Source organism: Streptomyces sp. NPDC050121 (assembly GCF_044460385.1).
GTDB classification, from domain to species: domain Bacteria; phylum Actinomycetota; class Actinomycetes; order Streptomycetales; family Streptomycetaceae; genus Streptomyces; species Streptomyces soliscabiei.
In genome coordinates this window covers 1-26,141 of record NZ_JBITJV010000053.1, presented here as the reverse complement: position 1 = coordinate 26,141, position 26,141 = coordinate 1, and the positions used below count along the sequence as shown (strand labels likewise).

Sequence of the window (26,141 nt, the reverse complement as noted above, 5' to 3'; positions counted from 1 at the left end):
GGGCGATCACGGCTGTCGGCGCGGGGGACCGTGCGCCTATCGTCATCGAGTAATGGCTGAAAGTACGTAGCAGTCCTTACGGGAGGTCGTTGTGGAGTGGATCGTGCGGGCCTGGGTGGACGGCTGGGTCGTGTCGCGGGGGGCCGCGCCGCCGGTGGACGAGCCGTGGGGCTGCACCATCGATGTGGGGACGGGGATCCATCACGTCACCCGGCACGTCCTCGGCGCGACGAACGACGCCGTCGAGGAGGCGGACGTACGGAAGGTGGCGGGCGCGGTGACCGGGGCCGGCGTGTGGCTGAAGGTGTTCGCGGACCCGGCGACGGTCGGGGACTGGCTGGGGCCCAAGTGGTGGGTCGATCCCGAGCCCGGCTTCCTGATGACGGCCGCACTCACGGACGTCCCGGCCGGCCCGCTCCCCGACGGCTACCGACAGCGCACCTGGTCCATCGGCGGGGTGACCCGCACCATGATCGCCGCCCCGGACGGCTCCCTGGCCGCGCGCGGGCAGATCGCCCCGACCGGTGCGACGGCGGTCGTCGACCAGATCGAGACATCCCCCGCGCACCGCCGCCGCGGCCTCGGCGCCCTCGTCATGCGGACGCTCCAGCGCGCGGCGGTCGACCAGGGCGCTCGGACCGGCGCGCTGGGCGCGACACCGGAGGGGCGGGCGCTGTACGAGTCGCTGGGGTGGCGCGTCGAGTCGCCGTTGACCAGCGGGAAGTTCACCGGGGACACGGGGGACCCACGGGGGTGACGTCCGGCGGTCGCGGGGGCGCACCCTTCGGGCGTGCACGACCGGGCACGCCCCTTACGCCCCCGCCCCGTACCCCGTCCACTTCAGGCATTCGCCCCGAAGCACCCCTTCGCGCCGACCACAATGCGTTTATGACCGATGACTGGAAGCGACGTCTCGACGCCCTCCACGCGGAGCTGGTGCGCCGCGACGACCCCGTCGCCTGGGTGACGGAGGCGGACGCGGTCGAGGCGTCCCGGCGTTATCCGCACATCGCGCTGCGCGGGCCCGTCTTCGGCATCGCCGTGCAGGACCCGGCCGCCGCGGAGCCGGGCTGGCGCCTGCTGAAACCGGTGGTGGACAGCATGCCCCAGCAGGCCCGGGACGGCCTGAACTCGCACCTGTGGTTCAAGGCGAAGGACGGCACCGACGATCCGGCCGTCCGACGCGAGCTGCTGGCGGCCGTGGCCCTGCTGGAACGGGCCCCGGCCGACGAGGTGGAGGCCCTGGGCGTGCGCTACCGGGTGGTGCGCGGCGACGAGTTCGCCCGGACCGGCGACGACGGCCTGGAGCCGCCCCGGCCCACCGACCCCGAATCCGCGGCCCTTTCCTGGGAGGACCAGGGCGCCTGTCCCTCGCCTGACGTGGGCTACGTCCTGGACCCCGACCGGGACGAGGGCCCGATGGCGGGCGCGCTGCGGCTGGGCCTGCGCGACTTCACGTACACGGGCGCCCACTTCCCCGCCGAGGTGCGCGCGGACTCGGAGCGGGCGACCAGGACGCACCCGGACGTGGTCAGGCTGCCCGTCGGCTTCTCGGTCGCCGAACGCGACGACGAGGGCTGGACCCCGTGCGGCTCCCTGTCGGCGACCCCGCACGAGGCGCGCCGCACGCTGTACGAGGGGATGGCCCGCGTGTGGGCGATGCTCTACCGCTTCGACGAGCACAAGAAGGCCCTGTACGGGCGGGCCGCGGAGGCGTTCCGGGCGGCCGGCCGTGCCGACGAGGCGCGCGTGGAGGGCCGTCTGTTCCGGATCTGCCGCGTCGAACGAATGATCCGCCTGGGCCCGGACGGCCCCGAGCCGCCCCGACCGTCGGACGCCGACGAGTACGGCCCCATGAAACTCCACCCGACCCTGCACGAGGAGGCACGGTCAAGTACGACGACTGACCACGGGGGCGGGCGGCGGGCGGTCTACGCGGTTCGTACGGCCGTCGCGGGCAGGGGGGTTCGGGCGGCCCACCGTCGTATCCACGGCCAGGTCCCCACCCCTATCGCCAGCGCGATCAGGTGGCCCCAGTTCGTCATCGGGTCGGTGAAGGCGAGCAGGTCCTGAAGGAGCATCCCGCCGAACGCGGCGAGCAGGGGCCAGCGCAGCCAGGGCCTGAGCAGTCCTGCCAGGGCTCCGACGCTCGCGGCGACGCCGAAGCTGATGCCGTAGTCGAGGCGGTGCAGCGAGCTGTGGGGCAGCCGGCCCGCGAGGACGGCCAGGCCCACCGGGACCTCGGTGGCGAGGGTGGCCAGGACGTGCCCGAGCAGGAAGACGACGGCCGTCCGCACGCCGCCCATCCGCCGTTCCAGGGCGCTGAGGACGACCAGGAAGCCGAGCGTGAACGGCGAGGCGAAGCCGCCCGCCACCCACAGCGCGCTGGCCACCAGCACCAGCACCGGCGTCTGCCACAGGTGCGCCACGTCGGTGCTGGAGCCCTGCTGCAGGGCGCTCACCAGGGCGGGGTCCGCGTGCGCGGCGAAGAACGAGGTGACTGCGAGGACGGCGGCGTAGGCGAGGGTGAAGGGGACGGGGGCCCGGAAGGCGGGGCGAGGGCCGAGGCTGGGACCGGGGTTGGGGCTCGCCTCGGGCGGCGGCTCGACGGCGCGGGGAACGCGCTGGCCCGGGATGCCGTCCAGCAGCCCGGAGACGTCGGGCAGGGGCGGGCTCGTGACCTGTGCCGTGCTGTCCACCTGACGCGCTCCTTCCGTTTCACCCCACCCTTCGCGGCGCCCCCGCCCGCTGTCTGTGACCGACACCACGCCCGGGTCGATTCACAGCAACATCTGAGACTTCTCTCGGCTGTTTCTCATCCGCTCCCAGCCCGCCCGCCGAACCCGCTCAGATCCTGTTCCGCACACCCGTACGTCAACCCCACCCGTCACGCTCACCATTCCCCCAACAAACCGTCAGGAAAGTGCAACGATGGAGCGATGCCCATCCCGTACGACATCCCCGGCGCACCCGAGGTCCTGGACCGTCGCGAGGGCCCCTACGGTGAGGTGGTCCTGCGCAGGCATGGGGAGTTGCTCCAGATCATCGCCAACGGCTGCTTCCTGATGGACACCTCGGACGGCCGCTCGGAGCGGCTGCTGGTCGACGCCGCGCTGGCCGCTCTCGACCCCCGCCCCGACGGCTGTCCCGCGCCCGGACTGCTCCTCGGCGGCCTGGGCGTCGGCTTCTCCCTCGCGCACGCCGCCGCCGATCCCCGCTGGGGCGGCGTCACGGTCGTGGAGCGCGAACGCGCCGTCATCGACTGGCATCTCGACGGCCCACTGGCCGCCGTCTCCGGGCCGGCGCTCGCCGATCCCCGGACGAAGATCGTCGAAACGGATCTGCTCGATTACGTCAATGAGACATGCGACACGTTCGACGCGGTATGTCTCGACATCGACAACGGGCCCGGCTGGACGGTCACCGAGGGCAACGAGAGCCTGTACTCCGCGGCCGGACTCGCAAGCTGCGCACGGGTGTTGAGACCTGGTGGAGTTCTGGCTGTCTGGTCGGCCCAACCCGATCCGGTATTCGAGGGAACCATGGGGAATGCCGGGTTCCAACAGGTGCGTACCGAAGAGATCCCGGTTGCCCGAGGCGTGCCGGACGTCGTGCACATCGCCGTCCGACCTGGATAGCAAAGGCGAGGTGACTCCGGGTACGTTGCATGCCTGACGCCGATCATTCACGCGTCAACCGCAGTCATGCGCAGAAAAGGGATCACCCCACTGGTCCCGGAAAGCACACTCAGGGGCGGGCGATGGAGCAGACACACACCTCGCACAACAACACGACGACGGCGACTCCGGGAGCGCAGCGGCGCGTCCTGGTGGTCGAGGACGACCCGACGATCGTCGACGCCATCGCGGCCCGCCTGCGCGCCGAGGGATTCCTCGTGCAAACGGCGGGTGACGGCCCCGCGGCCGTCGACACCGCCGAGGCCTGGCAGCCCGACCTGCTGATCCTCGACATCATGCTGCCCGGCTTCGACGGTCTGGAGGTCTGCCGTCGTGTGCAGGCGTCCCGTCCGGTGCCGGTGATGATGCTCACCGCGCGCGACGACGAGACCGACATGCTGGTCGGGCTCGGCGTGGGCGCCGACGACTACATGACCAAGCCGTTCTCGATGCGGGAACTGGCGGCACGCGTGCATGTGCTGCTGCGCCGGGTGGAGCGGGCCGCGATCGCGGCCACCACGCCCCGCAGCGGGATACTGCGGCTCGGTGAGCTGGAGATCGACCACGCGCAGCGCCGGGTGCGGGTCCGCTCGGAGGACGTGCACCTCACGCCCACCGAGTTCGACCTGCTGGTGTGCCTGGCGAACACCCCGCGCGCGGTGCTCTCCCGTGAGCAGCTCCTCGCCGAGGTCTGGGACTGGGCGGACGCCTCCGGCACCCGCACGGTCGACAGCCACATCAAGGCACTGCGCCGGAAGATCGGCGCCGAGCGGATCCGCACGGTGCACGGCGTGGGCTACGCGTTGGAGACCCCGACGCCATGAGTTCCGGGCCGGACGGACCGAGAAGCCCCGCTCCCGGATCAGGGGAGCCCTGGGGCGGCGTACGCCCGTTCTCGATCAAGACGAAGCTGGGTGCGCTGGTCGTCATCTCGGTGCTGATCACCACCGGGCTGTCGATGATCGCGGTGCACACCAAGACGGAGCTGCGCTTCATCACGGTCTTCTCGATGATCGCCACACTGTTGATCACGCAGTTCGTGGCGCATTCGCTCACCGCGCCGCTGGACGAGATGAACACGGTGGCCCGGTCGATCTCGCACGGCGACTACACCCGCCGGGTCAGCGAGAACCGCCGTGACGAGCTGGGCGACCTGGCTCAGACGATCAACGTCATGGCGGACGAGCTGGAGGCGCAGGACCGTCAGCGCAAGGAGCTCGTGGCGAACGTCTCGCACGAGCTGCGCACGCCCATCGCGGGCCTGCGCGCCGTCCTGGAGAACGTGGTCGACGGCATCGCCGACGCCGACACCGAGACGATGCGCACGGCCCTGAAGCAGACGGAGCGGCTCGGGCGGCTGGTGGAGACCCTGCTGGACCTGTCCCGCCTCGACAACGGCGTCGTCCCGCTGCGCAAACGGCGCTTCGAGGTGTGGCCGTACCTGTCCGGGGTGCTGAAGGAGGCCAACATGGTCGCCTCGGCGCGCGCCACGATGGGCTCGGGCGGCAACCACACGCGCACGGACGTCCATCTGCATCTGGACGTCACCCCGCCGGAGCTGACCGCGCACGCCGACCCGGAGCGCATCCACCAGGTCGTCGCCAATCTCATCGACAACGCGGTCAAGCACAGCCCGCCGCACGGACGGGTGACGGTGAAGGCGCGGCGCGGCCCGCTGCCGGAGTCGCTGGAGCTGGAGGTCCTCGACGAGGGCCCCGGCATTCCGCGCTCCGAGTGGCGCCGTGTCTTCGAGCGGTTCAACCGCGGAGCCGTCCGCCGGCCGCACGGTCCGGGCAGCGACGGCGGCACGGGGCTGGGGCTCGCGATCGCCCGCTGGGCGGTCGATCTCCACGGCGGCCGGATCGGAGTGGCCGAATCCGAGCGGGGTTGCCGGATTCTTGTCACTCTTCCGGGAGAGTAATCCGCCCCAAGTTGACGTAAAGTTCGAAGCGGAGCCACAAGATCCATCGGCGTTCGCGCAGTCGGACACGTGTGATCAGGCAGCGGACCGTCGCAGGTCGGCACGGGTCCTGCACGCTCGGCGTGCGCGACCCGCATCAGGACACCCTTGTGACGCGCAACCGCGCTTGTTTCCCGCCATTTCCACCCCCGAAACACACTTTCCGATGTGACTTACACGACGATGGACCGGCCCGGCCTGACCTTCCCCCTCTCGGGGGCGTAGCCTTTATTCCCGCTGTCCATCACCTTGTGAAGCGGAAGAGGGCGGTTGCCGCCGTGTCGCCACAGTCCCCCAGTAACGCATCGAGCATCTCGACCGACGCAGACCAAGCGGGCAAGAATCCCGCGGCCGCGTTCGGACCGAACGAGTGGCTCGTCGACGAGATCTATCAGCAGTACCTCCAGGACCCGAATTCGGTAGACCGTGCCTGGTGGGACTTCTTCGCCGACTACAAGCCGGGGGCGGCCGCGCCCTCGGCTCCGGCGGGTACTGCGGCCGCGGGGGCCGCAGCGACCACCAGCACTCCCCCGGCGCCCGCCGCCCCGGCTCCGGCGGCCCCCGCCGCTCCCGTGCCCGCCCCGACCGCCGCCCCGAAGCCCGCGGCCGCTGCTCCGGCTCCCGCTCCGGCGAAGGCGGCCCCCGCGGCCAAGCCGGCCGCCGCCGCGAAGGCCGCACCCGCGACCGAGGCGCCCGCGGGCCCGGAGTTCGTGACGCTGCGCGGCCCGGCCGCCGCGGTCGCCAAGAACATGAACGCCTCGCTGGAGCTGCCCACGGCCACGTCCGTGCGCGCCGTCCCGGTGAAGCTGCTGTTCGACAACCGCATCGTCATCAACAACCACCTCAAGCGCGCCCGGGGCGGGAAGATCTCCTTCACGCACCTGATCGGCTTCGCGATGGTGCAGGCCATCAAGGCCATGCCGTCGATGAACTGGCACTACGCGGAGAAGGACGGGAAGCCCACCCTCGTCAAGCCGCCGCACGTCAACTTCGGCCTGGCCATCGACCTGGTGAAGCCCAACGGCGACCGCCAGCTCGTCGTCGCCGGCATCAAGAAGGCCGAGACGCTGAACTTCTTCGAGTTCTGGCAGGCCTACGAGGACATCGTCCGCCGCGCCCGCGACGGCAAGCTGACGATGGACGACTTCACCGGCGTCACGGTCTCCCTGACCAACCCCGGCGGCCTCGGCACCGTCCACTCCGTGCCGCGCCTGATGCCCGGCCAGTCCGTCATCATGGGCGTCGGCTCGATGGACTACCCCGCGGAGTTCCAGGGCACCTCCCAGGACACCCTGAACAAGCTCGGCATCTCGAAGGTCATGACGCTCACGTCGACCTACGACCACCGGGTCATCCAGGGCGCCGCCTCCGGCGAGTTCCTGCGGATCGTCGCCAACCTCCTCCTCGGCGAGAACGGCTTCTTCGACGAGATCTTCGAGGCGCTGCGCATCCCCTACGAGCCGGTCCGCTGGCTCAAGGACATCGACGCCAGCCACGACGACGACGTCACCAAGGCCGCCCGGGTCTTCGAGCTGATCCACTCCTACCGGGTCCGCGGCCACGTCATGGCCGACACCGACCCGCTGGAGTACCGCCAGCGCAAGCACCCCGACCTGGACATCACCGAGCACGGCCTCACCCTGTGGGACCTGGAGCGCGAGTTCGCCGTCGGCGGCTTCGCCGGCAAGTCCCTGATGAAGCTGCGCGACATCCTCGGCGTGCTGCGCGACTCGTACTGCCGCACCACCGGCGTCGAGTTCATGCACATCCAGGACCCCAAGCAGCGCCGCTGGATCCAGGACCGCATCGAGCGCGCCCACACCAAGCCGGAGCGCGAGGAGCAGCTGCGCATCCTGCGCCGCCTGAACGCCGCCGAGGCCTTCGAGACGTTCCTGCAGACCAAGTACGTCGGCCAGAAGCGCTTCTCGCTGGAGGGCGGCGAGTCCGTCATCCCGCTGCTGGACGCGGTGCTGGACAGCGCGGCCGAGTCGCGGCTCGACGAGGTCGTCATCGGCATGGCCCACCGTGGCCGCCTGAACGTCCTGGCGAACATCGTCGGCAAGTCGTACGCGCAGATCTTCCGCGAGTTCGAGGGCAACCTCGACCCGAAGTCGATGCACGGCTCCGGCGACGTGAAGTACCACCTGGGCGCCGAGGGGACCTTCACGGGCCTGGACGGCGAGCAGATCAAGGTCTCGCTGGCCGCGAACCCGTCCCACCTGGAGACGGTCGACCCGGTCATCGAGGGCATCGCCCGCGCCAAGCAGGACATCATCAACAAGGGCGGCACGGACTTCACCGTCCTGCCGGTCGCCCTGCACGGCGACGCGGCCTTCGCGGGCCAGGGCGTGGTGGCCGAGACCCTGAACATGTCGCAGCTGCGCGGCTACCGCACGGGCGGCACGGTCCACATCGTCATCAACAACCAGGTCGGCTTCACCGCCGCCCCGGAGTCCTCGCGCTCGTCGATGTACGCCACGGACGTGGCCCGCATGATCGAGGCCCCGATCTTCCACGTGAACGGCGACGACCCGGAGGCCGTGGTCCGCGTCGCGCGGCTCGCCTTCGAGTTCCGTCAGGCGTTCAACAAGGACGTGGTGATCGACCTCATCTGCTACCGCCGCCGCGGTCACAACGAGTCGGACAACCCGGCCTTCACCCAGCCGCTGATGTACGACCTGATCGACAAGAAGCGCTCGGTGCGCAAGCTGTACACCGAGTCCCTCATCGGTCGCGGCGACATCACCCTGGAAGAGGCCGAGCAGGCGCTGCAGGACTACCAGGGCCAGCTGGAGAAGGTCTTCACGGAGGTCCGCGAGGCCACCGCGCAGCCCGCCGCCGGCGACGTCCACGAGCCGCAGGACAACTTCCCCGTGGCGGTGAACACCGCCGTCTCCGCGGAGGTCGTCAAGCGCATCGCCGAGTCCCAGGTCAACATCCCCGACTACTTCCACGTCCACCCGCGTCTGCTGCCGCAGCTGCAGCGCCGGGCGTCGATGGTCGAGGACGGCACGATCGACTGGGGCATGGGCGAGACGCTGGCCGTGGGCTCCCTGCTCCTGGAGGGCACCCCGGTCCGGCTGTCCGGTCAGGACTCCCAGCGCGGCACCTTCGGCCAGCGCCACGCGGTCCTCATCGACCGTGAGACGGGCGAGGAGCACACCCCGCTCCAGTACCTCAACGAGGAGCAGGCCCGCTACAACGTCTACAACTCCCTGCTGTCCGAGTACGCGGTCATGGGCTTCGAGTACGGCTACTCGCTGGCCCGCCCCGACGCGCTCGTGATGTGGGAGGCGCAGTTCGGCGACTTCGTCAACGGCGCGCAGACGGTGGTCGACGAGTACATCTCGGCGGCCGAGCAGAAGTGGGGCCAGACGTCCGGCGTCACGCTCCTGCTCCCCCACGGCTACGAGGGCCAGGGCCCGGACCACTCGTCCGCGCGCGTGGAGCGGTTCCTGCAGCTCTGCGCCCAGAACAACATGACGGTGGCGATGCCCACGCTCCCGTCGAACTACTTCCACCTCCTGCGGTGGCAGGTGCACAACCCGCACCACAAGCCGCTGGTCGTCTTCACCCCGAAGTCGATGCTGCGGCTGAAGGCCGCCGCGTCGAAGGCGGAGGAGTTCACCACGGGCCAGTTCCGCCCGGTCATCGGCGACACCACCGTCACCGACCCGGCGGCCGTGAAGAAGGTCGTCTTCTGCGCCGGCAAGGTCTACTACGACCTGGACGCCGAGCGTCAGAAGCGCGGTCTCACGGACACGGCGATCATCCGGCTCGAGCGGCTGTACCCGCTGCCGGGCGCGGAGGTCCAGGCGGAGGTCAACAAGTACCCGAACGCCGAGAAGTACCTGTGGACCCAGGAGGAGCCGGCCAACCAGGGCGCCTGGCCGTTCATCGCCCTGAACCTGATCGACCACCTGGACCTCGCGGTCGGCGCGGACGTGCCGCACGGCGAGCGCCTGCGCCGCATCTCGCGCCCGCACGGCTCGTCGCCGGCCGTGGGCTCGGCCAAGCGTCACCAGGCCGAGCAGGAGCAGCTGGTCCGTGAGGTGTTCGAGGCGTAGTCCTCACCCGCACGACGGGCGAAGGGCCCGCTCCCGAGGTTTCGGGAGCGGGCCCTTCGGCGTTCTGCCGGGCGTCCGGCAGGTCGGCGGGCGTCAGGTCGCCCGAGGTCGGTCGGCTGGGGTCAGGTCGTCTGGGGTCAGGTCGTCTGGGGTCAGGTCGTCTGGGGTTCGAAGTCCCAGTACGGCCGGTTGCGGGAGCGGGCGGAGATGGTGTGGACGTGCTGCTTGCCGAGCGTCGCCTCGAGGTCCGAGAGCGCCTCCTGCTCGACCTTCTCGGCCTGCCGGCGGTCCCGAAGCCCGCGCAGGTCGGCCGCGTGCGCGATGCGCGCCGACAGGGTGAGCGGGTGGGTGCGCCCGAGCAGCTCGGTGGCGCGCGCCACCGTGTCCCTGCTGAGCGCGGCCGCGCTCTCGGTGTCGCCGACGAGGTTGCGCAGGGCCGAGGCGTTGAGGGCGCACCCCAGGGCCCAGGGGTGGCTCTCGCCGACCGCGTCGGTCATGGCGGCCAGCGCCTGTTCGAGGAGGACGTGGGCGTGTTCCCGCTCGCCCACGTTGCGCAGGATGAGCGCCTGGTTGGCGCGGGCCCCGGCGACGAAGGGATGGGTGTCGGCCAGCATCACCTCGTAGCGTGCGACGACGGCCTCGCTGAGCTCCCGGGCCTGGTCGATGTCGCCGTGCTCCCGTGCGAAGCAGCTCTGGGCGCAGGCGAACATCAGCGTCCACGGGTGGGTCTCGCCCATCACCCGTTCGCCGCTCTCCAGGACGGTGCTGAAGAGTTCGCCGGCCCTGGCGCGCTCACCGTTGCGGTACTGGCACAGGGCCAGGTTGTACTCGGCCTTCAGCGTCTGCGGGTTGCTGTCCCCCATCACGATCCGGTTGTCGCGGACGCTCTGCGTCTGGATCGACTCGGCCTCCGTGTAGCGGCCCAGCAGCCTCAGGTCGATGGAGTAGGAGATCTGGGAGTCGAGCGTCCACGGGTGACGCCCCTTCAGCACCAGCCGCCGCGCCTCCATGACCTGCCGGTCGATGTCCAGGGCCTCCGGGTAGCGGCCGAGCAGCCGGAGCGAGACGGCCAGGTTGTTCAGCGAGTTGAGGCTGCGCGAGTCCTGTTCGCCGAGCAGTTCGCGGTAGGCGACCAGCACCCACTGGGAGAGTTCCAGCGCCTCGTCGTAGCGGCCCAGGCCGCGCAGGTCGGCGGCGAGGCCGCTCGCGAAGCGCAGATGCTCCAGGTCCTGCGGGCCCCGTTCCTCCCGCAACTGCTCGACGGCCGCACGGTTGAGGGACTCGGTGCGCGCGTAGTCGCCGCCGGCGCGCAGCACGTTGACGTAGTGGAAGGTGAGTTCCCACAGCCGCGGGTGGCTCTCGCCGAACACCGAGGGCCAGGCCTCGATGGCGCGTTCGCCGAGCTTGGTGCCGGCCGTGTACTCACCGGAGAAGTACATGTAGCGCAGGCAGTTCAGCACCAGGCCCTGGACGCCCGGATCCCGGCTCTTGAGGACGTCCGCGTACTTCAGGTGCGGCACGATCTCGGCGTACCGCGGCCACAGGCGGGTGTCGGTGGGCCTGCGCGGATCGGCTGCGGCCAGGGCCCGCCGTACGACGTCGATGAACTCGGCGCGGTCCGCGTCCGGCATGTCCTTCTGGACGATCTGGTGGACCATGCGGTGCAGGTAGAGGGACTCACCGGAGGAGGCGGCCTCGTCACCGAGGTTCTCGTGGGACTCCAGGCGCACCACGGAGTACTGGCGGAGCTGGCTGATCGCCTTGTTCCACAGCAGCGGGTCGTTGAGCAGTCCGGCGATCTGTTCAGGCAGGTCGCCGCTCGGCATCTCCTTGAGCAGGCGTACGGGGATGAAGCCGGGCGCGAAGAAGGTGCACAGCCGCAGGAGGTCGACGGACTCGGGGACGGTCTCGCGGAGTTTGTTCAGCAGTATCGACCACGCCGTCTGGAAGGCGAGCGGGAAGTCCGCCGAGACCTTCACGACGTCCTGGTCGATGCCGCCTTCCAGCAGGCCGATGTACTCCTGCACCGACAGGTCCGAGTCGTTGAGCCAGCCCGCCGTCTGGTCCAGCAGCAGCGGCAGGTCCTCCAGGGCGTCCGCCAGCTGGTCGGCCTCCGGCTCGCTGAGCCGGGGCGCGCGGCGGCGGATGAACGCCACCGATTCGTAGCGTTCGTACACCGGCACCTCCAGCAGCATGCTGTTGTGCTCGCTCCACTCCGGGTTGCGCGAAGTGATGATCACGTGGCCGGGGCCGGTGGGCACCAGGTCCCAGATCTGGTCCGGTTCGTCGGCGCCGTCCAGGATGAGCAGCCAGCGGGCGAAGGGGTCGCCCCGGCGCAGCGAGTCGCGGACCGCGCGCAGCCGTTCGCCGTACTCCTGCCCCGTGCGCAGGCCCAGCTTGGGGGCGAGTTCGGCCAGCAGGCGTCGGTAGGTGACCCGTTTCTCGGCGTTGACCCACCACACGACGTCGTACTCGGAGCCGAAACGGTAGACGTACTCGGCGGCGAGCTGGGTCTTGCCCACCCCCGACATGCCGTGGAGGGTCACCACGCCCGCGCCCGGGGCGGCGCCCTGCAACTGGTGGTAGGCGTCGTTGAGGATCGCCTCACGGCCGGTGAAGCGGGTGTTGCGGCGCGGGACGCCGCCCCACACCTCGGGCATGGACGCGGGGAAACGGGGCGCGCGGCGCTCGGTCCCGCCGGGCTCCGGGAGCGGGCCGGGGAGCAGGCCGAGCCGGTCCAGCAGGCGCCGTTCGGCCTCGTCGGCGCCCACGTTGATCAGTTCGACGGGAGCGAGGACGGCTGCGGCCGAGGGCACGGCCGCGGTGGTGACGGAGACGGCCGCGAAGCGGGCCGGGTCGGGGGCCACGACCTCGCCCAGTGCCTCGTTCCACTCCTCGCGGGTGCGCGGCCCGAGTTGGAAGTACCACTCGCTGACGACGACGAGGATGCGGCCCTCGGCCAGTTTCAGATGGCGCAGCAGATCCGCGAGCGGGATCTCCGCCGGGGAGTCCCAGCGCTGGAACACGACGCGTAGTCCTCGGCGCTCCAGCCGGTCCCCGATCCAGGCGGCCCAGGCGCGGTTGAACCCGGCGAAGCTGATCGTGACGGTCTGTTTCGCCGCCTCCCCCACGGTCGTACCGACCGGCGTACGAGCTCCAGACATGCAGCGGCCTCCAGCGCGTAGTCCACAAAAATCCTAGAACCTCGGCGCCTCGCTGGTAAGTGTGGCGGGCCCGCGAACGACACCTCGGCGCGACGATCTTTCCGCAGTGGGCGGCCCGACGCGGGTATCTTCACTCATTCGGCCGTGGCGCGGACGAGGTCTGACGCCGTGTCCACAATGTGCGCGCGGCCTTCAGATATGCCTGGGCGCGGGCGGTGTGGCCGCGGGGCGCGGGATGCTCGGCCATGTCCTCGTGGGCGGCGGCCATGGCGTCGACGAAGCGCCGTCCCCGGGCGGTGAGATGCGGTGCGCCGACCAGTGCGGGCAGCGCCGCGCCGACCTGGGCGCGGTAGCGGGCGTGCTGGGCCCAGGCGGACTCCCGGTGCGCGCGGTCCACGGTGAGCGCGCGACGCTGGAAGAAGTCCGCGAGCCCCAGATGCGCGTAGGCGCCCTGCAGTAGGCCGTCGAACGGGCGCGGGTCGGGGCGCCAGGGTGCGAAGTACCGGGCGTCCGGGCCTGCCTGATGCAGGGTCGTCAGGTCGCTGAGCGCCGCCAGTTTCGCGTGCTGGAGTTCATGGACGAGAGTCCCGGCGAAGGCCACCGGCGAGGACTGGGTGCTGCACAGCAGCGCGCCGAACGCGTCGCGCCGGGTCGCGCTGCAGCCGCCGTGGCCTTCCGCGTCCGGTGGCATCTCCAGGGGGACCAGGCAGCGCAGCAGCGCCAGCGCCTCCGCCGGGCGGTGCGCGCCGCCCGAGTGCAGTGCGGCGGCGGTGCCCGACCAGACCTGGAGCCACCGTTTGCGCTCCGGGTCGTCGAGTGTCGTCGGCGCGCTCAGCGCGCGGTGGCGGGGGTCGCCGCGTGCCGTGCGGTACGGGTCGAGGTCGTCCAGGGGCATGGGCGCGGCCTCGGGCACCAGCCCGGGCAGCGCGTACGCGGGTGTCCAGGCGAGCGCACCGGACCAGGCGCCGAACGCGCGCTCCAGGAACACGATCACGTCCGGGGCGTCGGCCTGACGGAGCGTCACTTTTTCTTGGTCGTACGTCACTTCGACCGTGACGTCGTCGGCGGTGGCCGTGTGCAGGGTCCCTAGGGAGGGAAGGTTGAGCACTCCGTCGTGGGCCGCCAGTTCGACGGCGAAGGGGATCCCGGCGCGCGCGGCGGCCGCGGCGGCGAGGGCGCCGAAGTGGGCGAGGGCGCGGCGCAGTTCGCGCGCGCTGTGCGGAGTGGGAGGCCGCTGCGCCGGGTCCAGGCCGCGCAGACAGCTGAGCGCCCACGGTCCGGTGAGCGGATACAGCAGCCGGGCGCGGGCGAAGGAGGCCGCCGGGCGGTCGGAGTTCCCGGGAGTCCGCCGGCCGACGGGTGCGGTGCGGTCCGCCTCGGTGAGCAGCGCCCAGTCGTCTCGCAGCCGCGACCTCTGCGCGGCGGAGCAGACGGCGGGATCCGCCGCCTCGGCGGCGTCGAGCACGGCGCGCAGCAGCAGCAGCCGTCGGGCGTCCTGGTCCCGGGCGAGGAACGCGAGGGTGCCGGGGCTGCCCTCGGACCGGCCGAGTTCGGTGAGGGCCTGGTCCGGGATCTGCGGAAGGATCACGACGCGCCCCTTTCGGGTGAGGGCGGGACGGCGGTGGCGGCGACCCCCGCGAGCCGGGCGGCCACATGTCGGATGAACCGCTGGAGGTCGGCGCAGTACACCGAAGGGTGGCGGAAGCCGTGGCCCGCCCGGTACCGGTGGGCGTAGTGGCCCGCTCCGCAGACCGAGAGCAGCGGGCAGGCGCGGCACTGCCCGGCGAGCGCCGCCGCGCCCGCCTGCCGGGCGGCCACGCCCGGATGCCGCAGCGCCTCGTCGAAGGTGTGCCGGAAGACGTCCAGGCCGGTGCGGGCCGCGCCCTCGTAGGCCGATTTCAGGGCGTCCGTCTGCTCGATCGATCCGTCCGTCTCGACGACCACGGCGTCGAAGGGCTCCAGCCCGAGCGCCTCCGAGATCGCCGGCAGTCCGAGCAGCAGCGCGACGCACTCCTCGAAGAGCCGTACCCGGGTCTCCCGCCGTCCGGCCTCCCACCAGCGGTCGAAGACGGTGCACAGCCAGTAGCCGTACACGGTCGCCGTGCTGTCCCAGTGCGGCGGTGGAGCCGACCAGTTCCCGTGCGGCAGCAGCAGGTCCAGGACCGGTGGCCGCATGGCGAGCAGGGACTCGTACGTCTCCACCGGGTCCTGCGTGACGTCGACGACGGCCAGGATCCCGGCGTACGACTGCGGGAAGCGGTCGGCGATCAGACGGGCTCCGCGTGCGGCGGCGGGCCAGGACGGGCGGCCCGCGTGGTCGACGCGCCGTGCGTTGTGGGCGGGAAGGCCTCCGTCGAGGCTTATGCCCACGCCGACTCGGTGCCGGGCCAGGGTCGCCACGCGCTGCTCGGTGAGCAGCGTGGCGTTGGTCTGGACGACGGCGCGGACCGTGCAGCCGGCCGGGGCACGGTCGTGGACCAGGGCGGTGAACCGGCCGAGCGTGTCCGCTCCCGCGAGCAGTGGCTCGCCGCCGTGCAGGATCAGCGAGAGGGCGGCCAGGCCGTGGGTGTGCGCGTGCTCGGCGATGCGGGCGGCGGTGCGGTCCAGAACCTCCCAGGACGCGGCGGCGGGGCGGTCGCGCCAGGTGTCGTCGGGGCCCTCGTAGAGGTAGCAGTACCGGCAGGCGAGGTTGCAGCGGCCGTGGACCTTGACGATGAACTGCCGGAAGGGCACGTGCTTTTCGGACACATCAGCACCCCCCTGTCCCGCGCCGCCACCCTGCCCGTACGGGACCGCTTCCCGTCCCGGGGGACACCCCAAACTCGGACCGCGCAAGGCTGTCCGATTCGGTGGACGACACGACCGAAACCGACGTGGCGCGCAGGGCCGTGACGGTGCTGGGTCAGGGCTCCTGTGAGGGGTCAGGGCTTCAGAACGAGCTGTTCCATCCCCAGAGCATCTCGCTCGGCCGCCTGGCCCGCTCACGCAGATCCGTCAACACCTCCTGGAGCAGCGGGTGTTGGATCGCCCCCAACTCGGCCAGGCTCAGCTCCGTCAGGTCCGGCAGCTCCGATGGCTCTGGCAGGTCGGGCAGGTCGGGCAGGTCCGGCACGTTCGATAACTCCGGCAGGTCCGACCGTTCGGGCAGACCCGCCGGTGGCTCGATGTGTCCGTCCATCGCGTTCCCCTCTCGCTCGCTCGCCCCGATGCCGCGTTCACCCCAGTTCGGCCAGCCGCTGCGCCGTCTGCTCCGCCGTCGGCTCACCCGTGCCCAGGTGGTCGTCGGGCAGCCGCGACCACTCCGCGCGGGCGGCGCGATAGGCCTCCCGGGCGGCGCGTGGGCGTGCGGCCGCCTCATAGGACATACCCCGCCAGTGGTGTGCCTGCGCACCCGTCTGGACGGCTTCCTGCCGGCGGTGCTCGGTCTCGGCCGTGCCCTCCGCCTCCCGGGCCGCCTCCACCGCGTCCCGGAACGCGTCGACGGCGAGGTCGAGGCGGGCCGGGCGGCGCAGGCTGCGGTAGGCCTCGAACTGGACCTGGCCGAGGTCGAGGCGGCAGCGGGCGGCCAGCAGCGGATCGTCCGCCTCCGCCGCCGCGAGCCCGAACAGGTGCTCGGCCTCGCGCAGGTCGACGCGGTCCCCGCGGGCCCGGTAGCGCAGCATCAGCGCGCGGCCGAGCAGCAGCAGCCGGTGGGCGACCTGGCGGCTGCCCGCCGGGGTCTCCATCCGGCAGTCCCGCAGGACGCGGATCGCCGGGGACAGCATGCTCTGGGCGCGCGCGTACGGGAGCCCGGCCAGCCGCAGCAGCACCTCGCCCCACTCGGCGAGGACGTCGGCGTGCGCGGGCGCGTCGCGGGACATGCGCTGGGAGGCCAGCGCGAAGCGCTCCGCGGCCGTTTCCAGGTCCGCCGGTTCGCCCGACTCGGCGTAGCGGGCCACGGCGATCCGGCCGGCCCGCACCAGCAGCGCCGCCCGCTGGCCCTGTTCACGCGCCAGGGCGAGGGCCTCGTCGACCCGGTCCTGGGCGTCGTCCAGCGGGCCGCCCGCCTGGAGCAGCGCGTCGACCAGGTCGAGGAGGACGCGTACCCGCGCGCGGGCCGACTCGGCGGTGTACGGCTCCACGGCGGTGTCCAGGGCGTTGCGCAGCGACTGCGCGCCCTGCTCGGCGTAGAGGCGGGCCTGGACGGGGTCGACGGTGGCGCCGGAGAGGCGCAGCAGGATCCGGCCGTGTTCCAGGGGGAGTTCGGGCGGGCGCAGCCGCCGGTCGGGCCAGACGTCGGCGAAGGCCTCCAGCATGCCGACGGCGCCCTGGAGCAGCGCGCTGTCCCCGCCGAGCCGCCACTGCGCCTCCAGGGCGCGGACCCGCTGCAGGGTGAGTTTCAGCGCCTCGTTCTCGTCGAGGTCGGGGGCCGCGCAGGCGACGGCGTACTCGCGGTCGGCGCGACGCAGCAGGTCGAGGGCCGCGGTCCGGTCGCCGCGTCGCCTGCGGTCGGTCGCGGCGGCGTGCAGCACCCGGGCCAGGACGGCCCGTTCGTGCAGCCGGCGCGGGTGGGCGGCCGCCCGTTCCGCGGCCGTCTCGGCCTCCTGGAGCAGGTCGTCGCCGCCCTGCACCTCCCACAGACGCAGCGTGCAGTGCGCGTACTCGGCCCACAGTTCGGGGTCCGCGCCGACCGGCCGCTCGTGTTCGGTGGCGCCGCGCAGCAACTGCACCGCGTCGATGACGTCCTGGATCATGCCCTCGCTGTCGAAGCGTTCGATCAGCCGGCGGGCCCGGCGGACCGCCTGGTGCGTCGGCCGGTCCGCGGCCCGTCCCGGTCCGGTCTGCCCGTCGTACGTCGCGAACTGCTCGGGCAGTGGCATGAACCGGCGCAGGACGCGGGCCGCGACCTCGGCGAACGGCTGGGGCACGGAGGCGTCGTCGCCGTGGCCGCCGTTGTCGCCGTTGTCCGCGGGGCGGGCGGTGGGCGCGTACGGGCGGCCCGCGCCGGCGTCGCCGAGCTGGGCCAGGGCGAGGGCCGGGAAGTTGGGGCCGCCCTTGCCGAAGCGCTGCTCGATGTACTCCGAGCAGTGCTTCAGCACCAGCATGGCCTCGTCGCGGCCGAGCCGGGACAGCAGGGCGTCACGGACGTCCGGCTCGATGTGGTACCACTGGGCGCCGTCGCGCGAGTACTCCTCCGAGGCGCGGGTGACGAGCCCGCCCACCAGCACCTCGGCGAGTTCGGAGGGCCCCGAGTCGGGCAGCATGGTGCGCTGCACGAGCTGCATCACGGGCAGGCACAGGGGGGCGGCGGCCAGGTAGACGGCGAGGCGTCCGGCGGCCGAGGAGGCGCTGGAGCTGAACCGGCTGACCCGCTCGAGCGGCGTGCGCCGCCGGTCCGCGCGGGTGGCCGGGGCGGGCGGCTGGTCCGCGCGCACCCAGCCCACGGCGCCCGGCACCTGCCCCGCGCCGGCCCCGGACAGCAGCCTGGCCCAGGCGCCGAGGGCCACCGGCTCGGGCGGCAGCACCGGCACGGGCAGCGCTCCCCGCCGGGCCTCCGAGGGGACGCCGGCCGGGGTCCGCACACGCAGGGCGGCGGCACCGCCGAGCGTCTCGCCGCGGCTCAACTCGCCGAAGACCACGGGGAGTCGGGTGCGGTGCCACAGACGCTGCGGCAGCGGCTGGAGCACGGCGACGGGGCCCTGCCGGGAGAGCTGGTGCAGCAGCCGGTGCGCGTGGCCGCTGTGCCACAGGGGGCCCGCGCAGTCACTGACCACCAGGACGATGCGGCGGCCGGTGGGATCGCTGAGCCGGTCCGTGGAGTGCAGCGGCGCCGCGTAGGCGTCGGCGCTGCGGCTGACGGCCGGCTCGCCGTCCGGGCCCTGGTGCAGATAGCTGACCTGGATGTCGGAGAAGGCGCCCAACTGGCCGAAGACCTGCTGCAGTTCGACGAAGAGCCGGTCCCACACACGCATCGACGACGAGGCGTCCAGGACCAGTTGCAGCCGGGCGTCGGCCCGGGTGACGGCGCGGTGGACGGGCAGGATCAGGCCGCCCGCCTGTGCGCTGCGCTCGGCCGTCGCCGTCTCGTCCAGCTCCGTGCGCAGCGGCGGCGCGGGGCTCCGGTAGCGCTGCAACCGCCGTAATGCGCGCTGGAGTTCGAGCGGGGAGGGCAGTGCGGGGGCGGCGGGCACGCCGACCGGCAGCGCGGCGGCCCGGCCCGTGCCACGGGCCCGCGGCACGCCGTCCTGGGGCACCGGGTACAGGCTCACCCGGCCGTCGGCCCCCACGTCCTGCGCGGGCCGCTCCGGACGCTCGGGACGGTCCTCGTGCGGCCGTCCGTCCCCGTCCCGGCCGCGTCCGCCGTCGGGCCGGGGTGTGGGCTGCCCGTCGGTTCCGGGCGGGTCCTCCTGGTCGGGGGTCTCCACGGGCCGGGTCCAGCGCGCCAGCCACAGCGCGTCGCACAGCTGCCGCACGTCGGGATCGAGCCCGATCTCACGCAGCCGCGTGACGAGTTCGGCGAGCGGATCACCGCCGTGCGCCGTGGGGGCCGGGGTGTCGGGACGGTTCCCGTCGGGCGGGACGGGGCCGTGGCGGGCCGCAGCGTCGGGCATCAGGCCCTCACCTCGGGCGGTCGAGTCGCTGGATGAGCTGGTCGGCCAGGCGGTCACGGCTGGGCGGCGCGGCCGCGTCGGTGAGGTATATCGCGTTCAACAGCTGGTCCGCCGCGAGGAGTTCACTACGTGAGCGCTCCAGGAACCGGGTGATCAGATCGTCCCCCGCGCGGGCCGCCTCGTCACCGAGATGCGCGCGGACGAAGGTTGCGAGCCGGTTGTGGTCGGGGCGCCCCAGCTCCAGGTGGATGCAGCGGCGCATCAACGGGGCCGGGAAGTCCCGCTCGCCGTTGCTGGTGAGCACCACGAACGGGAAGGCACGGCAGCGTACCCGGCCGTCGCGCACCCGGACCTTCACCCCGTCGGCGGTCAGCACCTCCGCCTCGCCGTCCGGCAGCCGGTCGGCGATGCGCTCCAGCTCGGGGATCGCGAACTCGCCCTCCTCCAGGACGTTCAGCAGGTCGTTGGGCAGATCTATGTCGCTCTTGTCGAGCTCGTCGATGAGCAGCACGCGCGGGGTGTCGGAGGGCAGCAGCGCGGTGCCGAGCGGGCCCAGCCGGATGTAGCTGCCGATGCTCTCGACCGCGCCCGGCGTACCCGCCGCCGAGCCGAACCCGCCCTGTGCGGCGATCTGCACGTCCTGCAGTCTGGCGATCGCGTCGTAGTGGTAGAGCCCGTCCTGGAGCGCGGAGCGGCTGACGATGGACCAGCGCAGCACGTTGCCCAGGCCGAGTTCGTACGCCACCGAGTGCGCGAGCGTGCTCTTGCCCGCGCCGGGGCTGCCCGTGACGAGCAGGGGGCGGCGCAGATAGAGCGCCGCGTTGATCATCTCCAGCTCCTCGGCGCCCGGCCGGTGCAGTTCCGCCAGGTGCCGGTGCGCGCCGAGCCTGCGGTCCTCGGAGCCGTCGCCGGACCCGGCCGCGTCACGGCTGGTGAAGTCCCGCCAGGGGGGCGGGTCGGGCAGTCGGTCCAGGCCGTCGTGGGGTTCGCCGGCGCCTCGGTAGATGAGCCACTCACTGGATTCGGTCATGATCCGGTCCTCGTCACTCGTCCACCGCCGCGGCCGTCCGAACGTGCATCACGTTATCCATCCTGAGGGTGACTGGTAAGGGGCCGACCGGCCCGCGGGCGGGTGTGCTCAAGGGGCCTCCAGCAGGTCACCGGTTCCCGGGAGCGGCTGGTGGGGGTCGTCGTACAGCAGGGCGACGCCGTCCGCCCAGAAGGACTCCGTGCGGCCCGCGCGCAGCCGCATCCGCAGATCGTGCACGAGCTCGGGGAGGTGCTGCACGCTGGGCGGTTCGGCGATCTCGTCGATCGTGCCGCGGTGGAACTCCCCGCAGACCGCGTCGGGCCGGCCGCGCCGCCTGCGCCACAGGGCCACGCCGTACCCGCCGAGCACGATCCGGGCGAGCGCCTCCGCGTCGTCCTCGTACCGGAGGTCGCCGTACCGGCAGAGCACCGGGACGGTGCCGTGCGCCAGGGCGCGCAACTGCTCCACGGTCGGCACGGGTTTGCGCAACCCCTCGTCGCAGTCCAGGACTTCGGCCTTCGCGCGGTGGGCGTGCAGCCAGCGCCAGCGGGCCCGGCGCTCCTCGTCGACGTCGTCCTCGTCGTCACCCTCGTCGGATTCGGCGTCGCCTTCGACGTGGCCCTCGCCGGCGCCTTCGTCCTCGCCGTACGCCTCCTCGGGCAGCCGGTCGCGGTCGGCGCAACGCACGACGACCGGCCGCTGGGCGCCCAACGGCTCCTCGTCGGGCGGGAGTTGCCAGGTGTCCACCTCCAGGCCGAGCAGCGCGTGCGGCAGCGCCACCTGCAGCAGCGCGGGCCTGCCGGGCTCGTCGCAGTGCCGGAACGCCTCCGCGAGCGGGCCGGCGAGGTGCGTGGGCAGGTCGGCCAGCGGCGTGCGCTCGGCCTCGTGCAGCCGGACCACGGCGCCGCCGGGCACGGACACCGAGACCGACCAGTCGCAGCGGTCCGGCTCCCAGCCGCGCCGCACCAGTTCGAGCAGGGCGGAGGGCCGGCCCGCGCTGCCGACGGCACGGGCACGCGCGTGTGCGTCGGCACGCCGGTGGTGCCGCCGCCGGCGGCCGGAACCGCCCGGCTCACCGGAGATCGTGTCGGGGGCGTCGTGCCCCGGCCGGCCGGCCGCTCCGCGCTCGGCCTCGTCCCGGCGGCGCAGCCGCTCGATCCGCTGCTCGGCGAGGCCCGACCGGTAGCGGGCGCTGAGCCGCTGCGCGGCCTGCCACACCCACACCCACAGCGCCTTCTCCGCGTCCGGGGTGCTGGGCACGACGAACGGGCGGGGAGCGGACATCGCCCGCATCGCGTAGTCGAGCACGAGCTCCAGCGCGCCGTCGTCACTCGCGCTCTCGTACAGCGCCCCGAGGCCGTCGCGCCAGCCGCGCGGCGCGGGCAGCGGGGTGGGGGCCTGGAAGTCGGGGAGGGAGTCGAGGATGTCCAGCAGGCCGCGGGTGCTCTGCGGCGGCGGGAGTTCGGCGAGCCGGCCCAGCAGCTGGATCCGCTCGTCCGGGCTGAGGGTGCGGCCGGGCCGCGCGCCCAGCCGGCCCTGCACGTCGGTCCACGTCTGGCGCCGGGAGGCCGGATGACGCTGACGGTCGCGGTGGTAGCGGTCGTGCGCGTGGAAGACCGCCTGGTACAGGTCGCTGTGCTCGGCCGGCACGGCCTCCGCCGGAACCCGCAGGGTGCGCAACTGCTCGATCCCGGTGGACGTGCCCCCGGGCCGGTGGTCCGAGCGCGCCTTCAGGACGCCGATCACCTCACCGCGCACGGGGTCGATCACCGGGCCGCCCGAGACGCCGTACGGCAGGTCGTTGTCGCCGAGCCGCATCTGCACGTCCGACGACCAGCCGCCGATGGTGCCCTGCACGGTCAGCGTCCCGTCGAGGACCTGTAAGCGGCCCTCGTTCTCGGTCCAGCCGGCGTACAGCACCCGGCCCTCGCCGTAATAGGCGGCCGGGCGTTCGGAGACGTACACGCACTCGTGGTCGTCGACGGGCTCGGTCAGCTGGACCAGGGCGAGGTCCGGGGCCGGCCAGTTGCCGGCCGGCAGGGCCCGCCCGTCCCGCCCGTCCCGGCCTGTGTGGTCGGTGCGCTCGGCACGGTCGGGGAGCGTCGCCACCACCCGGCCGGGCGCGGTCGACGTGCCCCTGCCAGGCGCCGTCTCATACACCACCGCGACCTCGCCCCCCTCCCCGCCGCAGGCCACATGTGCGCAGGTCAGAACCCAGTTCGGGGCGATGAAGAAGCCGCTCCCGAGGAACGTGCCGGGCTCCTCCAGGGCATACCCGACCACCGGGCGATGAATGCGCACGGTCGCCGCCACGACGAGTCCACGCAGTGCACGGCGGGCGGCATCGAACGCGTTCGATGCGCCCGGGGCGTGCCCGCCCGTCATGCCCCGCCCCCGCCGACGGTGCCGTCGCCGCCCCCGTGCATCGGCGCGCCGGGGGACGCGCCCGCGCGCGGGGCTCCACCCGTGCCCGACGATGAGCCGTCACGCGCGCGTGGATCCGCGGCAGCGGACGGGGGGTCGTCGTGCGGTGGCGGCGCGTCGAGGTCCGGCGGTCCGCTGTTCCAGGTGAGGGTGACCGTGATGCCGGCCTTGGCCTCGCCGTCGGCGAGCAGGCCCACCACCTTCCCCGCCTTGGCGGTCAGCTCGATGCCGAACTCGACGCTCACCTCGTCGGGCCGCACCGCGCGCAGCGGTTCCGCCAGCGACCGTGCGACCCCCGTGACGAGCGCGTGCAGGCTCTCCACGCTCGCCTCCACCCGCTCGGCGAACCCGGTGTCGCTGTACGACAGCCGACCGGACGGAGCGGACAGCTCCCCGGCCCCCGAGATCCTCGCCCACACGGGCGTCCCGTCCGGCAGCGCGATGCGCGCTACCCGCGTCACTTCCTCACCCGTCATGCCACTCCCCCGCCGCTCACGACAGTCCCCCGTTTTTCCCGGTCTCCCAGCGCCTATCCTTTTTCTGTCCCCTCCCTCGCAGGAACAAGGGTCCTTCCCCCGTGGGGGGATGCCTATCCCTACGACCGACCCACGGAGCACGATCCATGTACTTCACCGATCGCGGAATCGAGGAACTCGAGAAGCGGCGCGGCGAGGAGGAGGTCACCTTCGAGTGGCTCGCCGAGCAGCTGCGGACGTTCGTCGACCTGAATCCGGACTTCGAGGTGCCGGTGGAGCGCCTGGCGACGTGGCTGGCCCGGCTGGACGACGACGAGGACGACGAGTAGGGCGGCAGACCGGGCCGCGACGGTCGTCCGGCTCCTCGCCGGCTTCACCGGTTTCCGCACGAGGGGCGTCCTCCGGGGCGCCCCTTCGGCATGCCCGCTCACCGGATCGAGTGTCTTGACTTTCCCTGCCCGCGATATATCGTGTTTCACGGGAGACGCGATATGGCGTGTCGTGTCGTTGTCGTGGAGGAGGTCCGCACCATGTCCGAGTGGTCCGTCGCCGAGCCGAGGAAGCTTTCCTTCGACGAGCCCGTGAGCGAACTGCACGTACGCATCGTCGACGGCACCGTGAACGTGGTGGGCACCGAGGAGGGACCCGCCCGCCTGGAGGTCTCCCGGATAGAGGGACCGCCCCTGGTGGTGAGCCATCGCGAGGGCACGTTGACGGTGGCGTACGAGGACCTGCCCTGGAAGGGCTTCCTCAAGTGGCTCGACCGCAAGGGCTGGCGGCGCAGCGCCGTCGTCTCGCTCGCCGTACCGGCCGGCACCCGGGTGGAGGTGGGTGTGGTGAGCGCGGGGGCGGTGGTCTCCGGCATCGACGGCCGCGCCGAGGTGAAGGGGGTCAACGGGGACACGACCCTGGTGGGACTCGCCGGCCCGGTCCGCGCGGACACCGTCTCGGGCAGCGTGGAGGCCCAGGCCCTCACCGGTGACCTGCGCTTCAACTCCGTCTCGGGCGACCTGACCGTGGTCGAGGCGGGCTCCTCCGTGAAGGCCGACTCGGTGAGCGGGTCGATGATCGTCGACCTCGACCCGACGAGTCGGCCCACCCACATCGACCTGACCAGCGTCTCCGGCGAGATCGCCATCCGGCTGCCCCACCCGGCGGACGCACAGGTGGAGGCGAACACCGCGAGCGGCTCGGTCTCCAACGCCTTCGAGGACCTCCGGGTCAGCGGCCAGTGGGGCGCCAAGCGCATCACCGGCCGCCTGGGCGCCGGCAACGGCAAGCTCAGGGCGACGACGGTCTCCGGCTCGATCGCCCTGCTGCGGAGGCCTCCGGCGGACGACGAGGGGGACAATGCGTTTTCCGGCCCGGGCGGCGAGAGCTCCTCCGGCGGCCCGGCCGACAGCACGACCGAAAAGAAGGTGCTCTGACATGCCTCCCGTCTTCGCCCACGGCCGTCTCCGTCTCTATCTGCTGAAGCTCCTGGACGAAGCGCCGCGCCACGGTTACGAGGTGATCCGCCTCCTCGAAGAGCGCTTCCAGGGGCTCTACGCGCCGTCGGCGGGCACGGTGTACCCCCGCCTGGCCAAGCTGGAGGCCGAGGGCCTGGTCACCCACACCACCGAGGGCGGACGCAAGGTGTACGCCATCACCGACGCGGGCCGGGCCGAACTGGCGGACCGCAGCGGCGAACTGGCCGACCTGGAGCTGGAGATCCGCGAGTCCGTCGCCGAACTGGCCGCGGAGATCCGGGCCGACGTGCGCGGCGCGGCCGGCGATCTGCGGCGCGAGATGCGGGCGGCGGCCTCGGAGGCCCGCCAGGGCACTCGTGCGGGCGCCGCAGCGCACGGCGAGCACACCCAGCCCGGCGGGTACGGGGACTTCGGAGAGTACGGCGACAAGGAGGCGTGGCACGCCGCCAAGGAGGAGATGCGTCGCGTCAAGCAGGAGTGGAAGGAGCAGGCGCGCCGGGCCAAGGACGAGAGCCGCCGCGCCCGCGAGGAGGCCCAGCGGGCCCGCCGCCAGGCCAAGGAGGCGCAGGAACAGGCCCGGTCCCAGGCCCAGGAAGAGGTGCAGCGCATCGCGCGCCGGGTCCAGGAACAGGTCCAGGACCACTTCGCACGCGGCGACTGGCCGACGGGCGTCCGCGAGGGCCTGACCGAACTGGCCAAGGAGTTCGGCGAGTTCGGCAAGGACTTCGGCTTCGGCCGCACGGGCACGACGACGAACACGGCGACCGCAGGCCCGGCGACCGAGCGGCCGGATTACTCGCACACCCCGGAGGACTTCCCCGCCGACTACGAACCGGCCTGGGCCCACGAGGGCTCCAGCGGCGACCCGGCCCGCGATCTGGACCGCCTCCTCGACCGCTTCCGGGACGACATCCGCGACGCGGCCCGCGACCAGGGCGTCACCGGCGAGCAACTGCGCGAAGCCCGCCGCCATCTGTCGACGGCGGCGGCCCACATCGGGGTGATACTCCGAGCCCCAAACCGCTGACCACCCCCTACACCCGCCTAGGGCCTGTCCGGCGGATCATGCCGCAGACGCGGGGGATGGCACGCCCTCCCCCGCTCACCTGCGTCGATCAGGCGCCGCTGCTCTCCTGCGACTTGATCCGCCGGACAGGCCCTAGCTGTTCTGTCCCGGGAGGTTGTGGACGCGTGAGGCAGGTCTCGGCTGAGGGATCTTGAACAGGTGAGGGCCTTCCGGTTCGGTGTGGATTGCGACGTCTACACCAACCGAAAGGCCCTCGT

At 72.5% G+C, this 26,141-nt stretch carries 17 protein-coding genes and 1 pseudogene; 9 read left to right on the top strand and 9 right to left on the bottom strand.

The window, feature by feature from the left end; all coding sequences use genetic code 11:
* Positions 1–91: 91 nt before the first annotated feature.
* A complete protein-coding gene (locus ACIBTS_RS43970) occupies positions 92–757 on the top strand; it encodes a GNAT family N-acetyltransferase (protein WP_399326834.1) in 666 nt (221 codons plus the stop codon).
* Between the two features lie 131 nt (positions 758–888).
* A pseudogene (locus tag ACIBTS_RS43965) lies at positions 889–1,782 on the top strand (DUF5954 family protein); the annotation flags it as partial.
* Between the two features lie 149 nt (positions 1,783–1,931).
* On the opposite strand, the gene ACIBTS_RS43960 reads toward ACIBTS_RS43965, so the two are convergent.
* Positions 1,932–2,699 carry a rhomboid-like protein gene (locus ACIBTS_RS43960; RefSeq protein WP_399326832.1) on the bottom strand — a complete coding sequence of 256 codons (768 nt, stop codon included), beginning with the start codon at positions 2,697–2,699 and terminating at the stop codon, positions 1,932–1,934.
* Positions 2,700–2,939: 240 nt separating this feature from the next.
* Between ACIBTS_RS43960 and ACIBTS_RS43955 the strand changes: the two genes are divergently transcribed.
* The 4 genes from ACIBTS_RS43955 (at position 2,940) to ACIBTS_RS43940 (ending at position 9,704) form a co-directional block, all read left to right on the top strand.
* The gene (locus ACIBTS_RS43955; protein ID WP_399326830.1) at positions 2,940–3,638 is read left to right on the top strand and encodes a spermidine synthase; all 699 of its coding nucleotides are present in this window, start codon (positions 2,940–2,942) and stop codon (positions 3,636–3,638) included.
* Positions 3,639–3,760: 122 nt separating this feature from the next.
* The gene (locus tag ACIBTS_RS43950; RefSeq protein WP_079659689.1) at positions 3,761–4,501 is read left to right on the top strand and encodes a response regulator transcription factor; all 741 of its coding nucleotides are present in this window, start codon (positions 3,761–3,763) and stop codon (positions 4,499–4,501) included.
* Positions 4,498–5,598: a HAMP domain-containing sensor histidine kinase gene (locus ACIBTS_RS43945; protein ID WP_319670110.1), complete on the top strand. Its 1,101-nt coding sequence runs from the start codon at positions 4,498–4,500 to the stop codon at positions 5,596–5,598. Before ACIBTS_RS43950 ends, ACIBTS_RS43945 begins: the two co-directional genes overlap by 4 nt.
* A gap of 317 nt (positions 5,599–5,915) precedes the next feature.
* On the top strand, positions 5,916–9,704 hold the full coding sequence (locus ACIBTS_RS43940) for a multifunctional oxoglutarate decarboxylase/oxoglutarate dehydrogenase thiamine pyrophosphate-binding subunit/dihydrolipoyllysine-residue succinyltransferase subunit (protein WP_399326828.1): 3,789 nt from the start codon (positions 5,916–5,918) through the stop codon (positions 9,702–9,704).
* Positions 9,705–9,856: 152 nt separating this feature from the next.
* On the opposite strand, the gene fxsT is transcribed toward ACIBTS_RS43940, so the two are convergent.
* The 8 genes from fxsT to ACIBTS_RS43900 all read right to left on the bottom strand — a co-directional run bounded on the left by fxsT (position 9,857) and on the right by ACIBTS_RS43900 (position 23,388).
* Positions 9,857–12,868 (bottom strand): FxSxx-COOH system tetratricopeptide repeat protein, encoded by a 3,012-nt coding sequence (fxsT, locus tag ACIBTS_RS43935; protein ID WP_399326826.1) that lies wholly within the window; start codon positions 12,866–12,868, stop codon positions 9,857–9,859.
* Between the two features lie 130 nt (positions 12,869–12,998).
* Positions 12,999–14,453: an aKG-HExxH-type peptide beta-hydroxylase gene (locus ACIBTS_RS43930; protein ID WP_399326868.1), complete on the bottom strand. Its 1,455-nt coding sequence runs from the start codon at positions 14,451–14,453 to the stop codon at positions 12,999–13,001.
* Positions 14,453–15,616 (bottom strand): FxsB family cyclophane-forming radical SAM/SPASM peptide maturase, encoded by a 1,164-nt coding sequence (locus ACIBTS_RS43925; RefSeq protein ID WP_399326824.1) that lies wholly within the window; start codon positions 15,614–15,616, stop codon positions 14,453–14,455. The genes ACIBTS_RS43930 and ACIBTS_RS43925 overlap by 1 nt, the downstream gene beginning before the upstream one ends.
* Before the next feature lie 181 nt (positions 15,617–15,797).
* On the bottom strand, positions 15,798–16,046 hold the full coding sequence (gene fxsA, locus ACIBTS_RS43920) for an FxSxx-COOH cyclophane-containing RiPP peptide (protein WP_399326822.1): 249 nt from the start codon (positions 16,044–16,046) through the stop codon (positions 15,798–15,800).
* Positions 16,047–16,083: 37 nt separating this feature from the next.
* Complete coding sequence (locus ACIBTS_RS43915) at positions 16,084–19,458, bottom strand: SAV_2336 N-terminal domain-related protein (protein ID WP_399326820.1); 3,375 nt, start codon at positions 19,456–19,458, stop codon at positions 16,084–16,086.
* 7 nt (positions 19,459–19,465) lie between these two features.
* A complete protein-coding gene (locus tag ACIBTS_RS43910; RefSeq protein WP_399326818.1) occupies positions 19,466–20,488 on the bottom strand; it encodes an AAA family ATPase in 1,023 nt (340 codons plus the stop codon).
* Between the two features lie 108 nt (positions 20,489–20,596).
* Positions 20,597–22,873 carry a trypsin-like peptidase domain-containing protein gene (locus tag ACIBTS_RS43905; RefSeq protein ID WP_399326816.1) on the bottom strand — a complete coding sequence of 759 codons (2,277 nt, stop codon included), beginning with the start codon at positions 22,871–22,873 and terminating at the stop codon, positions 20,597–20,599.
* A complete protein-coding gene (locus ACIBTS_RS43900) occupies positions 22,870–23,388 on the bottom strand; it encodes a CU044_2847 family protein (RefSeq protein ID WP_079659697.1) in 519 nt (172 codons plus the stop codon). Before ACIBTS_RS43900 ends, ACIBTS_RS43905 begins: the two co-directional genes overlap by 4 nt.
* Positions 23,389–23,534: 146 nt before the next feature.
* Here ACIBTS_RS43900 and ACIBTS_RS43895 point away from each other — a divergent pair, with 146 nt between their 5' ends.
* From ACIBTS_RS43895 to ACIBTS_RS43885, 3 genes are all read left to right on the top strand, one after another.
* A complete protein-coding gene (locus ACIBTS_RS43895; protein ID WP_019058231.1) occupies positions 23,535–23,717 on the top strand; it encodes a DUF6104 family protein in 183 nt (60 codons plus the stop codon).
* A 201-nt stretch (positions 23,718–23,918) separates the two neighbouring features.
* Positions 23,919–24,815, top strand: coding sequence for a DUF4097 family beta strand repeat-containing protein (locus ACIBTS_RS43890; protein WP_319670119.1), 897 nt, complete (start codon positions 23,919–23,921; stop codon positions 24,813–24,815).
* 1 nt (position 24,816) lies between these two features.
* Positions 24,817–25,884 (top strand): helix-turn-helix transcriptional regulator, encoded by a 1,068-nt coding sequence (locus tag ACIBTS_RS43885; protein ID WP_399326814.1) that lies wholly within the window; start codon positions 24,817–24,819, stop codon positions 25,882–25,884.
* Positions 25,885–26,141: the final 257 nt, after the last annotated feature.

Excerpts from the sequence above, each read along its gene's own strand:
- ACIBTS_RS43955 (WP_399326830.1), top strand. The coding sequence starts at position 2,940 with ATGCCCATCCCGTACGACATCCCCGGCGCACCCGAGGTCCTGGACCGT.
- ACIBTS_RS43950 (WP_079659689.1), top strand. The coding sequence starts at position 3,761 with ATGGAGCAGACACACACCTCGCACAACAACACGACGACGGCGACTCCG.
- ACIBTS_RS43945 (WP_319670110.1), top strand. The coding sequence starts at position 4,498 with ATGAGTTCCGGGCCGGACGGACCGAGAAGCCCCGCTCCCGGATCAGGG.
- fxsT (WP_399326826.1), bottom strand. The coding sequence starts at position 12,868 with ATGTCTGGAGCTCGTACGCCGGTCGGTACGACCGTGGGGGAGGCGGCG.
- fxsA (WP_399326822.1), bottom strand. The coding sequence starts at position 16,046 with ATGGACGGACACATCGAGCCACCGGCGGGTCTGCCCGAACGGTCGGAC.
- ACIBTS_RS43915 (WP_399326820.1), bottom strand. The coding sequence starts at position 19,458 with ATGCCCGACGCTGCGGCCCGCCACGGCCCCGTCCCGCCCGACGGGAAC.
- ACIBTS_RS43910 (WP_399326818.1), bottom strand. The coding sequence starts at position 20,488 with ATGACCGAATCCAGTGAGTGGCTCATCTACCGAGGCGCCGGCGAACCC.
- ACIBTS_RS43905 (WP_399326816.1), bottom strand. The coding sequence starts at position 22,873 with ATGACGGGCGGGCACGCCCCGGGCGCATCGAACGCGTTCGATGCCGCC.
- ACIBTS_RS43900 (WP_079659697.1), bottom strand. The coding sequence starts at position 23,388 with ATGACGGGTGAGGAAGTGACGCGGGTAGCGCGCATCGCGCTGCCGGAC.
- ACIBTS_RS43895 (WP_019058231.1), top strand. The coding sequence starts at position 23,535 with ATGTACTTCACCGATCGCGGAATCGAGGAACTCGAGAAGCGGCGCGGC.
- ACIBTS_RS43890 (WP_319670119.1), top strand. The coding sequence starts at position 23,919 with ATGTCCGAGTGGTCCGTCGCCGAGCCGAGGAAGCTTTCCTTCGACGAG.
- ACIBTS_RS43885 (WP_399326814.1), top strand. The coding sequence starts at position 24,817 with ATGCCTCCCGTCTTCGCCCACGGCCGTCTCCGTCTCTATCTGCTGAAG.